This is a genomic window from Enterobacter sp. BNK-22, from assembly GCF_048684805.1.
GTDB lineage: Bacteria > Pseudomonadota > Gammaproteobacteria > Enterobacterales > Enterobacteriaceae > Enterobacter > Enterobacter quasiroggenkampii.
The window spans coordinates 3674813-3687721 of record NZ_JBLQTT010000001.1 but is presented as its reverse complement, the minus strand read 5'-3'; the positions used below and the strand labels follow the sequence as shown (position 1 = coordinate 3687721).

At 57.8% G+C, this 12909-nt stretch carries 8 protein-coding genes; 4 read left to right on the top strand and 4 right to left on the bottom strand.

The window, feature by feature from the left end:
- Window positions 1-190: 190 nt before the first annotated feature.
- The 4 genes from ppc (at window position 191) to gldA (ending at window position 5608) form a co-directional block, all read left to right on the top strand.
- Complete coding sequence (gene ppc, locus ACMGGE_RS17360) at window positions 191-2842, top strand: phosphoenolpyruvate carboxylase (RefSeq protein WP_045909126.1); 2652 nt, start codon at window positions 191-193, stop codon at window positions 2840-2842.
- Between the two features lie 94 nt (window positions 2843-2936).
- The gene (locus ACMGGE_RS17355) at window positions 2937-3701 is read left to right on the top strand and encodes a helix-turn-helix transcriptional regulator (RefSeq protein WP_420293995.1); all 765 of its coding nucleotides are present in this window, start codon (window positions 2937-2939) and stop codon (window positions 3699-3701) included.
- Between the two features lie 128 nt (window positions 3702-3829).
- Window positions 3830-4492: a fructose-6-phosphate aldolase gene (gene fsa, locus ACMGGE_RS17350; protein WP_069719789.1), complete on the top strand. Its 663-nt coding sequence runs from the start codon at window positions 3830-3832 to the stop codon at window positions 4490-4492.
- A gap of 12 nt (window positions 4493-4504) precedes the next feature.
- Window positions 4505-5608, top strand: a complete 1104-nt coding sequence (gene gldA / locus ACMGGE_RS17345) for a bifunctional L-1,2-propanediol dehydrogenase/glycerol dehydrogenase (RefSeq protein WP_045909123.1) — start codon at window positions 4505-4507, stop codon at window positions 5606-5608.
- Window positions 5609-5699: 91 nt separating this feature from the next.
- Here the strand turns inward: gldA and katG are convergent, their stop codons facing one another.
- From katG to metB, 4 genes are all read right to left on the bottom strand, one after another.
- On the bottom strand, window positions 5700-7880 hold the full coding sequence (gene katG / locus ACMGGE_RS17340) for a catalase/peroxidase HPI (protein WP_045909122.1): 2181 nt from the start codon (window positions 7878-7880) through the stop codon (window positions 5700-5702).
- A 209-nt stretch (window positions 7881-8089) separates the two neighbouring features.
- Entirely contained in the window at window positions 8090-8980 is an 891-nt protein-coding gene (gene metF / locus ACMGGE_RS17335) for a methylenetetrahydrofolate reductase (RefSeq protein WP_024909186.1), read from the bottom strand.
- A gap of 226 nt (window positions 8981-9206) precedes the next feature.
- Window positions 9207-11639 (bottom strand): bifunctional aspartate kinase/homoserine dehydrogenase II, encoded by a 2433-nt coding sequence (locus ACMGGE_RS17330; RefSeq protein ID WP_008501797.1) that lies wholly within the window; start codon window positions 11637-11639, stop codon window positions 9207-9209.
- 2 nt (window positions 11640-11641) lie between these two features.
- Window positions 11642-12802, bottom strand: coding sequence for a cystathionine gamma-synthase (gene metB, locus ACMGGE_RS17325; RefSeq protein WP_420293994.1), 1161 nt, complete (start codon window positions 12800-12802; stop codon window positions 11642-11644).
- Window positions 12803-12909: the final 107 nt, after the last annotated feature.

Genomic DNA, 12909 nt, shown 5'->3' with positions numbered 1-12909 from the left:
ATAAGCATCTCTTATCTGACGCAATGCGAATTAAATTTCGTAAATTGCCCACATTTATTCGTTTGCTGAACCGTTTTCGCAGCAATTGACGACGGGGGTTTTACGTGGCTTTATAAAGGGAGATGACAAAATAATGTCCAAAAGATTTTCACATGGGCATAAACAAAAATGATGGGGTGACTGGGTTTTTATGAACGAACAATATTCCGCGTTGCGTAGTAATGTCAGTATGCTCGGCAAAGTGCTTGGAGATACCATCAAAGATGCGTTGGGGGAAAACATCCTCGACCGCGTTGAAACCATCCGCAAGCTGTCTAAATCTTCCCGTTCCGGTAACGAGGCCAGTCGTCAGGAGCTGCTCACCACCTTGCAGAACCTCTCTAACGATGAGCTGCTGCCCGTTGCGCGCGCCTTCAGCCAGTTCCTGAACCTGGCCAACACCGCTGAGCAATACCACAGCATTTCGCCAAACGGCGAAGCGGCCAGCAACCCGGAAGTCATTGCCCGCACCCTTCGTAAACTGAAAGACCAGCCCGACCTCAACGAAGCCACCATCAAAAAAGCGGTGGAGTCGCTTTCGCTGGAGCTGGTACTGACCGCTCACCCAACCGAGATCACCCGTCGCACCCTGATCCACAAAATGGTGGAAGTGAACAATTGCCTGAAGCAGCTGGATAACAAAGACATTGCCGACTATGAACGCAACCAGCTGATGCGCCGTCTGCGCCAGCTGATTGCCCAGTCCTGGCACACCGATGAAATTCGTAAGCATCGCCCAAGCCCGGTCGACGAAGCCAAATGGGGCTTTGCGGTGGTGGAAAACAGCCTGTGGGAAGGGGTACCAAACTACCTGCGCGAGCTGAACGAACAGCTGGAAGCGAACCTGGGCTACCGTCTGCCGGTTGATTTCGTGCCGGTTCGCTTCACCTCCTGGATGGGCGGCGACCGCGACGGTAACCCGAACGTTACCGCGGAAATCACCCGCCACGTCCTGCTGCTGAGCCGCTGGAAAGCGACCGACCTGTTCCTGAAAGACATTCAGGTGCTGATCTCCGAGCTGTCGATGGTTGAAGCGACGCCGGAACTGCGCGCGCTGGCCGGCGAAGAAGGCGCCAGCGAGCCGTACCGCTTCCTGATGAAAAAGCTGCGTGGTCAGCTGATGGCCACTCAGGCCTGGCTGGAAGCGCGCCTGAAAGGCCAGCGCCTGCCAAAACCAGAAGGCCTGCTCAGCCAGAACGAACAGCTCTGGGAGCCGCTTTACGCCTGTTATAAATCGCTGCAGGCCTGCGGGATGGGCATCATCGCCAACGGCGAACTGCTCGACACCCTGCGTCGCGTGAAGTGTTTTGGCGTGCCGCTGGTGCGTATCGACGTACGTCAGGAAAGTACCCGTCATACCGAAGCGCTGGGCGAGCTGACCCGCTATCTCGGCATCGGTGACTATGAAAGCTGGTCCGAAGCTGACAAGCAGGCGTTCCTGATCCGCGAGCTGAACTCCAAGCGCCCTCTGCTGCCGCGCAACTGGGAGCCAAGCAACGATACCCGCGAAGTGCTCAACACCTGTAAAGCGATCGTGGACGCACCGAAAGGATCGGTCGCCGCCTATGTGATCTCCATGGCGAAAACCCCATCCGACGTGCTGGGCGTTCACCTCCTGCTGAAAGAAGCGGGAATCGACTACGCTCTGCCGGTCGCCCCGCTGTTTGAAACTCTCGACGACCTGAACAACGCCAACGACGTGATGAGCCAGCTGCTGAACATCGACTGGTATCGCGGCTTTATTCAGGGCAAACAGATGGTCATGATCGGCTATTCCGACTCCGCGAAAGATGCGGGCGTGATGGCGGCATCCTGGGCGCAGTATCAGGCGCAGGATGCACTGATCAAAACCTGCGAAAAAGCCGGTATCGAGCTGACCCTGTTCCACGGACGCGGTGGCTCAATTGGCCGTGGCGGCGCGCCAGCACACGCGGCACTGCTGTCACAGCCGCCGGGAAGCCTGAAAGGCGGCCTGCGCGTGACCGAGCAGGGTGAGATGATCCGCTTCAAGTACGGCCTGCCGGAAGTGACCATCAGCAGCCTGTCGCTTTATACCAGCGCGATCCTGGAAGCGAACCTGCTGCCACCGCCGGAGCCGAAAGCCTCCTGGTGCCACATCATGGACGAGCTGTCGGCTATCTCCTGCGATCTGTACCGCGGCTACGTGCGTGAAAACAAAGATTTCGTGCCTTACTTCCGTTCAGCCACGCCTGAACAGGAGCTGGGTAAACTGCCGCTGGGCTCACGTCCTGCAAAACGTCGACCGACCGGCGGCGTAGAGTCTCTGCGTGCAATCCCGTGGATCTTTGCCTGGACGCAGAACCGTCTGATGCTGCCCGCCTGGCTGGGTGCCGGTGCCGCACTGCAAAAAGTGGTGGAAGACGGCAAACAGAGCGAGCTGGAGACCATGTGTCGCGACTGGCCGTTCTTCTCTACCCGTCTGGGAATGCTGGAGATGGTCTTCTCGAAAGCTGACCTCTGGCTGGCGGAATACTACGATCAGCGCCTGGTGAAGCCAGAGCTGTGGGCGCTGGGTAAAGAACTGCGCGAACTGCTGGAAGGCGACATCAAAGTGGTGCTGGATATCGCCAACGACTCACACCTGATGGCGGACCTGCCGTGGATTGCCGAGTCTATCCAGCTGCGTAACATCTACACCGACCCGCTGAACGTCCTGCAGGCAGAGCTGCTGCACCGTTCGCGTCTGGCGGAAGAAGAAGGGAAAGAGCCAGATCCACGCGTTGAACAGGCGCTGATGGTGACGATTGCGGGCGTTGCGGCAGGTATGCGTAACACCGGCTAAGGCTTTACGCCCGGCGGCGCTGCGCTTGCACGGGCCTACGATAAGTAGGCCGGGTAAGCGTTAGCGCCACCCGGCAAATTTCGGTAGTCTCCTTATGCATTACGATATCACCCAGATTTTGACTGACCTGGTGAACCGCACGTTACCGCTGGGTCAGATTCGTTTCTCAGCGCTGGCTGAACAGCATCCCCGAACCTCTCCCTGCCTCGGTATTATCCTTGGCACTCCCTGCGAGGCGTTTTTTTCTTTTTTTGGACAAATCACGTATCCCGCGCCTCACGCCCTGAGCATACATTTTGGTAAGCAGCAGCTTACAATCGAGTTACAGCGTGACAATGTGCTCTTACAACAACTCCAGGTTGCCCGACGTGGTCCGCGAACGGGAGCTTTTCTTCTGCAAACGCTCACCGAATTACAGATGCAGCCTGAGGAACAAGACACAGCAAAGCTGGTAGTTTTAAGCCTGCTCAGCCACTGCCGGGATCTGCTTGGCAGTGAAATTCACACCGACAGCCGCAGCCGGGCGCTGTTCGAAGCCGTTCGGAGCTATATCGAAGAAAATTATGCCTCTTTGTTAACTCGCGAATCCGTGGCACAAGCGTTCTACATCTCCCCAAATTACCTTTCCCATCTATTTCAGAAAGTCGGCAGCGTCGGATTCAATGAATACTTAACAAAAACGCGCCTGGAACATGCGCGTCAGCTGCTGAAAGGCTACGATCTCAAAATTAAAGATATCGCCACACGCTGCGGATTTACGGACAGCAACTACTTTTGCCGTCTCTTTCGCAAGCACACCGAACGTTCCCCTTCCGAATATCGACGCCAGTACCACAGCCAGTTGATCGCCAAAAAGTAGCATTGTGATCGCTCTCTCACTTCTCTAAGGACATTACATTTGTCCAGTATTTGGCAAAATTGACCTGTATTCGCCGCGCCTGGGTGCGCCGTATCCTTTATTCAACCTTTCTGACTTAAGGAAAAATAATGGAACTGTACCTGGATACCGCCAACGTGGCGGAAGTAGAACGCCTGGCGCGCATCTTTCCCATCGTGGGCGTCACCACCAACCCGAGCATCATTGCCGCCAGCCGTGAATCCATCTGGGACGTGCTGCCGCGCCTGCAACAAGCCATCGGGCCGGAAGGCACGCTGTTTGCTCAAACCATGAGCCGCGATGCGGAAGGCATGGTGGCGGAAGCCAAACGTCTGAGTAACGCCATTCCGGGCATTGTGGTGAAAATCCCGGTGACGGCTCAGGGGCTTATCGCAATTAAAGCGTTGAAAAAAGAGGGGATAACCACACTGGGCACCGCCGTTTACAGCGCGGCGCAGGGCCTGCTCGCCGCACTCGCAGGGGCGAAATATGTCGCGCCGTATGTAAACCGCGTCGACGCGCAGGGCGGTGACGGCATTCGCATGGTTCAGGAACTGCAGTCCCTGCTGGAACTGCACGCGCCGGAAAGCAAGGTGCTGGCCGCCAGCTTCAAAACGCCGCGTCAGGCGCTGGACTGCCTGTTGGCAGGATGTGAAGCAATCACGCTTCCCTTAGACGTAGCGCAACACATGCTCGGCACACCGGCGGTAGAGTCAGCCATAGAGAAGTTCGAGCAGGACTGGAAAAACGCGTTTGGTAACCTCAACCTCTAAGGGAGAATTGTTATGGACCGTATCATTCAATCGCCGGGGAAATATATCCAGGGCGCTGACGTACTGACCCGTCTCGGCGACTATCTAAAACCGCTGGCCAACCGCTGGCTGGTCGTCGGCGATAAATTTGTGCTGGGTTTTGCCGAAGAAACCCTACGACAAAGTTTTAAAAAAGCCGAACTGCATGCCGAAATCGCGCCGTTTGGCGGCGAGTGTTCACAAAATGAAATCGATCGGCTGAAAAGACTGGCCGACAGCGCCGACTGCCTGGCGGTGCTGGGTATTGGGGGCGGTAAAACGCTGGATACCGCCAAAGCGCTGGCCCACTTTATGAACGTGCCGGTCGCCATTGCGCCGACTATTGCCTCCACCGACGCGCCGTGCAGCGCCCTTTCCGTTATTTACACCGACAGCGGCGAGTTCGATCGCTACCTGATGCTGCCGCACAACCCGAACATGGTCATTGTGGATACGAAAGTGGTAGCAGGTGCGCCTGCACGTCTGCTGGCCGCCGGGATTGGCGACGCGCTGGCGACCTGGTTTGAAGCACGCGCCTGCTCGCGCAGCGGTGCGACCACCATGGCCGGGGGTAAATGCACCCAGGCGGCACTGGCGCTCGCGGAGCTGTGCTACAACACGCTGGTTGAAGAGGGTGAAAAAGCGATGCTGGCGGCGGAGCAGCATGTGGTGACGCCTGCGCTGGAACGCATCATCGAAGCCAACACCTATCTCAGCGGCGTCGGCTTTGAAAGCGGCGGGCTGGCGGCGGCACACGCTATTCATAACGGTATGACGGCGGTACCGGACGCGCATCACTTCTATCATGGGGAGAAAGTGGCGTTTGGTACGCTGACGCAGCTGGTGCTGGAAAATGCGCCGGTAGAAGAAATTGAAACCGTCGCGGCGCTTTGCCACAGCGTTGGGCTGCCAATCACGCTGGCACAGCTGAACATCAAAGAGGATATTCCGGCCAAAATGCGTCTGATCGCCGAAGCGTCCTGTGCGGAAGGAGAAACCATCCACAACATGCCCGGCGGCGTCACGCCGGATCAGGTCTATGCGGCACTGCTGGTGGCCGACCAGTATGGACAGCGATTCCTGCAGGAGTGGGAGTAATAAAAAAGCCGGGTAGCGCTGCGCTTACCCGGCCTACATGGCACTTTAATTTCCAGGCCGGGTAAGGCGTAGCCGCCACCCGGCACAAAGGTTACTTCACGTCAAACCGATCCAGATCCATGACCTTCGCCCATGCGGCAACGAAGTCGCGAACGAACTTCTCATGCGCATCATCGCTGGCGTAAACCTCTGCCAGCGCACGCAGGACGGCGTTAGAACCGAAGACCAGATCGGCGCGGGTGGCGGTATATTTTACTTCACCGCTGGCGCGATCGCTTCCGGCAAACAGCTCATTGGATTCGTCGGTCGCCTTCCACTGGGTGTTCATATCCAGCAGATTCACGAAGAAATCAGTGCTCAGCACGCCCTCACGGTTGGTGAACACGCCGTTCTTGCTGCCATCAAAGTTGGCACCCAGCACGCGCAGGCCACCAATCAGCACCGTCAGCTCCGGCGCGGTCAGCGTCAGCTGCTGGGCTTTATCAACCAGCAGCGACTCCGTAGTGGACACATCCACCTGCGCACGGTAGTTGCGGAAGCCATCGGCAATCGGTTCGAGCAGGTTAAACATCTCGATATCCGTCTGATCCTGACGCGCATCCACGCGGCCCGGCGTGAACGGCACGGTGACGTACACGCCCGCCGCTTTTGCGGCCTGCTCAACGCCTACCACGCCCGCCAGCACGATGATATCGGCCAGAGAGGCTTTGTTGGTGGTGCGCTGGATAGCTTCGAGCGCCGGTAACGCGCGAACCGCCGCGGCGTTCACATCCCAGTCACGCTGAGGCGCCAGCGCCAGACGCGCGCCGTTGGCACCGCCACGTTTGTCGCCGCCGCGGAAGGTCGATGCCGACGCCCAGGCCACAGAAACCAGTTCGCTGACGGACAGACCGGACGCCGCAATTTCCGCCTTCAGGCTTTCAATGTCTTCTTTGGTCGGATTGAACACCGCCTGCGGCAGCGGGTCCTGCCAAATCAGATCTTCTTTCGGCACTTCCGGGCCAAGGTAACGCGATTTTGGCCCCATATCACGGTGGGTCAGTTTGAACCACGCGCGCGCGAAGGCTTCGTTGAAGGCCTGCGGATCGTTCAGGAAACGGCGGGAAATCTTTTCGAATTCCGGGTCAAAACGCAGCGTCAGGTCGGTGACCAGCATGGTCGGCTTGCGTTTTTTCGACGGGTCGAACGGATCGGGCATGATTTCCGGCGCATCAACGGCTTCAAACTGAATCGCCCCTGCCGGGCTGCGGGTCTGCACCCATTCGTATTTGAACAGGTTCTCGAAGAAGTAGTTGCTCCACTGCGTCGGGGTTTGTGACCAGATGACTTCCAGACCGGAGGTAATGGCATCAGCGCCCACGCCCGTGCCGAGCGTGCTCGCCCAGCCCAGGCCCTGCGCTTCAATTGGTGAGGCTTCCGGGTCGGTGCCCACGTGGGTGGCTTCACCCGCGCCGTGAGTCTTGCCGAGGGTGTGGCCGCCTGCAATCAGCGCCACGGTCTCTTCATCGTTCATGCCCATGTTGCCGAAGGTCGCGCGAATCGCTGCCGCCGCCGACAGCGGTTCACCACTGGCGTTTGGCCCTTCCGGGTTCACGTAGATCAGGCCCATTTCGGTGGCAGCCAGAGGACGCTTCGCCAGCGCTTCCGGATCGCGGTGGGTCAGCCAGGCTTTTTCATCACCCCAGTTCACGTCCAGATCCGGTTCCCAGACGTCTTCACGCCCGGCACCGAAACCAAAGGTGCGGAAGCCCGAATTCTCCAGCGCCACGTTACCCGCGAGGATAAACAGGTCAGCCCAGGAGATTTTTTGTCCGTATTTTTTCTTGATGGGCCACAGCAGACGGCGCGCTTTATCCAGGCTCACGTTATCCGGCCAGGAGTTCAGCGGCGCAAAGCGCTGTTGACCGCGTCCAGCCCCGCCGCGCCCGTCAACGGAGCGATAGGTACCCGCGCCGTGCCACGCCATGCGGATAAACAGGCCCGCGTAGCTGCCCCAGTCGGCTGGCCACCACGGCTGAGAGTCGGTTAGGAGTGCTTTAAGGTCGCCTTTAAGGGCAGAGTAATCAAGTTTGCTGAATTCTTTGCGGTAGTCGAAGTCTTCACCCAGCGGGTTCGAACGATTGGAATGTTGGTTAAGAAGATCGATGCGGAGTTGTTTTGGCCACCAGTCGCGGCTGCCTGTACCTGCGCCCGCGCTGTGATCGACGCCGCCCTGATGGAACGGGCATTTGCCGACTGATGCCGCTTTATTGGTCTCGTCTGACGTGCTCATCGCTATGCTCCCTTTTACAGTGTTACCGTTACGATATACGCCCTTGTTGATAAGGTATAGTTGAGATAACCCACAGATTCGATAGTTAAATCCGTTTAATTTCCCATGGAAAATACATGAGTTTTGTACGTCAAAGGCAGCATTGCTGATATGGCAGGAAAATAAAACCCTTATAAATCAAAAAACCCTCCGAAGAGGGCTCTTTTTTGTTACACGCCTGGTCTAACGCCGAGCGTGTGGCATATGGCGTAACTCATCTCAGCACGGTTCAGCGTGTAGAAGTGGAAATCCTTCACCCCTTCACGACTTAAGATCTTCACCATGTCCATCGCGATGTTTGCGCCCACCAGCTTGCGTGTTTCCGGGTCATCGTCCAGCCCCTCGTACATTTTAGACATCCAAAGCGGAATACGCACATTGGTCATATCAGCAAATTTCTTCGCCTGTTTGAAGTTAGAGACCGGCAGAATACCCGGGATAATTTCAACGTCGATGCCCGCGGAGACACAGCGGTCACGGAAGCGCAGATAGCTTTCGACATCAAAGAAGAACTGGGTAATGGCGCGGTTCGCGCCGGCATCCACCTTACGCTTGAGGTTAAGCAGATCCGCCTGGGCGCTTTTCGCTTCCGGATGAACCTCAGGATAGGCGGCAACGGAGATATCAAAGTCAGCCACGCCCTTCAACAGCCCAACCAGATCGGCGGCATACATGTCCGGCTTACCGCTGCCCGGCGGCAGATCGCCGCGCAGCGCAACAATATGCCGAATGCCGTTATTCCAGTAATCCTGGGCGATGGCACGCAGCTCGTCGCGGGTGGCGTCGATACAGGTGAGATGCGGCGCCGCTTCCAGACCGGTACGATCTTTGATGCCTTTAATGATGCTGTGGGTACGGTCACGCTCGCCGGAGTTCGCACCGTAGGTAACGGAGACAAACTTCGGTTTCAGGCTGCTGAGACGATCGATAGAGCTCCACAGGGTTTGCTCCATTTCACTGGTGCGCGGCGGGAAAAATTCAAAAGAGACGTTAATCTGGCCGTTTACTTCGGCCAGGCTCTGGTTCAGTGCTTCCCGCTGGTTGGCGTGAAAAAAGCTCATACCCTACCCCTATCAATCGCGTGTCATTGTCTGTTGTGTTGTGAACTTCTATACGTTTAGACGTCCAGATGTAAAAATGACGGAAAAGCGGAGGGACGTCAATAGAAATAATCAACAATAACGGTGAGGTTTGCTCAGGGAAGATGAGGGAAATTCATGATGGGGGTGAGTGCATAAGACTGCACTCACCCTAACCCTCTCCCACAGGGAGAGGGAAATTGATTTTTTACAGCAGCTTAGCCAGACGGTTGATGTCGGACTGGATGGCCCCGGCGGTAACGTCACGCCCGGCGCCCGGGCCGCGGATCACCAGCGGGTTATCGCGGTACCAGCGGCTTTCGATGGCGAAGACGTTATCGCACGGCAGCAGCGCCGCCAGCGGATGTTCAGGACGCACCGCCTCGACACCGACTCGCGCTTTTCCGTTGGCCTCGAAACGCGCCACGTAGCGCAGCACCAGCCCCATCTCGTTCGCGGCTTCCAGACGCTGCACCATCTGCTCGTTAAGTTCTTCGCCATTTTCAAAGAAATGGTCCACAGAACCTTCTTCACAGCCGGCAGGCACCAGCGACTCGACGCGGACGGAATCCGGTTCGATGTCATAACCCGCTTCACGCGCCAGGATCACCAGCTTGCGCATCACGTCTTTACCGGAGAGGTCAACGCGCGGATCGGGTTCCGTTAAGCCCTGCTGCCACGCCTGATCCACCAGGTCGGTGAACGGTACGGTGCCGTCAAACTGCAGGAACAGCCAGGAGAGCGTGCCGGAGAAGATACCGCTCAGCGCCAGAATGCTGTCGCCGCTTTCAATCAGGTCGCGCACGGTGTGGTTTACCGGCAGGCCCGCACCCACGGTGGCGTTATACAGCCAGTGACGACCGGTTTTTTCAAACGCGTCGTGGATCTGGCGGTATTTGTCGGTGCTGCTTGCCCCCGCCAGCTTGTTGGCGCTGATGACGTGGAAACCGTGGCTGGCGAAATCAAGATACTGATCGGCAAGCTGTTCGCTGGCGGTAACGTCCAGCACCACCAGATCGTCATACGGGTGCGCACGCATCCACAGGAACAGCGACTCTTCATCCTGCTCGACGGCTTCATCATTAAAGAAGGCAAGCGCGCGGCTGGCATCCAGTCCTTCGTAGTTCAGCAGGCTGCGGCGGCTGTCCACCACGCCTGCGAGAATGAATTCGAACCCGGTACGCGCCGAAAGCGTGACCTGTTCGCGGGCAAACAGCTCCAGCCAGCGGGAACCGATGTTGCCTTTACCAAACAGCACCAGGCCGATGCGTTTTTCCGCGCGGAACAGGGAGGTATGCAGACCCTGAATCAGGCTTTCGGTTGGCCCTTTGCGCAGAACGGCCACCAGGCTAATGCCCTCTTCCGATTGCCAGGTAAATTCCACCGGCTGGCCTTTCAGCTGCTGCCAGAAGCGGTGGCAGTGCAGCGGGTTACGGGTGACGCCCGCGCCCACCATCGCCACCAGCGCCAGCCCCTGACGCAGGCGAAGCTCGCCCGGCAGACCGGCTTCATCCAGAATTTTCAGGGCGCTGTCCGCCACTTCTGCGGTATAGCAGAACTGCAGCAGCTGGCGGTCATTGTGAACACCCACGGCCAGCGGACGCACCTGGGCGCGTTTCAGGATCGTGTCGATCTCTTTATGCGCCAGCCTGAAGTCCTGGCCCGCAGGAACCTGGAATTCAATCAGGCAGATGTCGTCGTGGCTGGTGACAATACGCGCCCCGGTACCGGACGCCAGCACGCGCTCAATGCGCGTGGAGCCTTGATCCGGGGTGTAGCTGCAGCGCAACTGGAGGTCGATATCGCTGCCGGAAACCGGCTGCAGCGTGCGCGCGTGCAGCACCGGTGCGGCCAGACGCGCCAGTTCGCTGGCTTCATCCAGGCGCAGCAGCGGCAGCAGGCAGGCATCTTTTACTTTGCGCGGGTCCGCGCTGTAAACACCGGCCACGTCGCTCCAGATGGTGACGCGGGACACGCCCGCCAGCGCACCGATTTGCGTTGCCGAGTAGTCGGAGCCGTTACGGCCCAGCAGCACGGTTTCACCCGCGTTGCTGCGGCTGATAAAGCCGGTAACCACAATGCGTTTGCCCGGATGCTGCACCAGCAGCTGTTGCAGCAGCGGGTAGGACAGGCCTTCATCCACCTGTGGCTGCGCGGCGCGTTCGGCGCGCAGGAAATCACGCGCGTCGAGCCAGGCGGCGTCCACACCCAGGTGTTGCAGAACCGCAGCCATCAGGCGCGCGGACCACACTTCACCGTGCCCCACCACTTCGGCATACACCGCATCGGTAATGCCGCTATCCAGCAGGGCGGCCAGACGCTCAAGGTCATGCGTGAAGGCGCTGATCAGCCCGTCCGCTACGTCCGCAGGCAGCAAACCGGCAATCAGCTCGCTCTGGTAACGACGTAAGGACTGTTGCACCTGATGCGCAGAAAGGCGATCGGTCTGGCTCAGTTTCAGCCAGCTAATCAACTGGTTGGTGGTGCTGCCCGCCGCCGAGACAACCATCATGTCACCCGGCTGTGAATATTCCGTCATGATCCCTGCGACACGCAGGTAACATTTCACATCAGCAAGACTACTACCACCAAACTTGTGCAGTTGACGACCCTTCGCCCCTGCCTGCGCTATCACACTCATGATTACCCCTTGGCTGCGATCCGGAAGCCATTTTCCAGATCGGCAATTAAATCTTCAGAATCTTCAATACCGGTTGAGATCCGCAGCAGCGTCTCAGAAATACCGGCGGCGGCACGTGCTTCGGGTGCCATTCCTGCGTGCGTCATGGTCGCGGCGTGGGAGATCAAGCTTTCAACCCCACCTAAGGATTCCGCCAGCGTAAACAATGACAGCCCGCTCAGGAAGCGACGCAGCGTTTGCTCGTCACCGTCCAGTTCAAAACTTAACATCGCGCCAAACCCTTTCTGCTGGCGCGCGGCAATCTCGTGCCCCTGATTTTCCGGCAGCGACGGGTGATACAGTTTCTTCACCAGCGGCTGGGTTTTCAGGAAGTCGACAATCGCCTGAGCATTGCGCTGCGCCACGTCCATGCGCGGCGACAGCGTGCGGATGCCGCGCAACAGCAGGTAGCTGTCGAAGGCGCCTGCGGTGACGCCAATATTATTGGCCCACCATGCCAGTTCGGTGACAACATCCGGATCTTTGGCAATCACCACGCCTGCTACCACGTCAGAATGGCCGTTCAGATATTTAGTGCATGAATGCAATACCAGATCGGCACCCAGTGCGAGTGGGTTCTGAAGGGCCGGACTGAGGAACGTATTATCCACTACACTTATCGCTCCCGCATCCCTTGCGAGCTGACAAATTTTCGCAATATCGACAACGCGCAACAATGGATTGCTTGGACTTTCTACCAGAACCAGCTTCGGTTTCTCTGCCAGCGCCTGTTTCAACGCCTGTTCGTCGTTTTGATCGACAAACAATACGCGATAGCAGCCGCGTTTCGCCAGGCTATCGAACAGGCGATAGCTGCCGCCGTAGCAATCGTGCGGCGCAACCAGCAGGTCGCCTGGTTTCAGGAACACTGTGGTCACCAGGTGAATGGAGGACATCCCCGTGTTGGTTAACACAGCACCTGCGCCACCTTCCAGTTCGGCCAGCGCACGCTGGGTCACGTCACGCGTAGGGTTGCCACGACGCGAGTAATCATGCGCGCGGGGTTCATTAAATCCGGTGAAGTTGTAGGTACTGGAAAGATGAATGGGCGGGACAACGCAGCCGTACTGCTCGTCATCATTTAATCCGCTACGCACTGCGATAGTGGCCTGTTTACGCGTCATGGTGAGGGCTTCCTGGCGAATGAGGTGAAAAGTCAGGCACCAGAGTAAACACTGAAAGTATGGACGTCAATACATCTGGACATCTAAACTTCTTTGCGTATAGATTG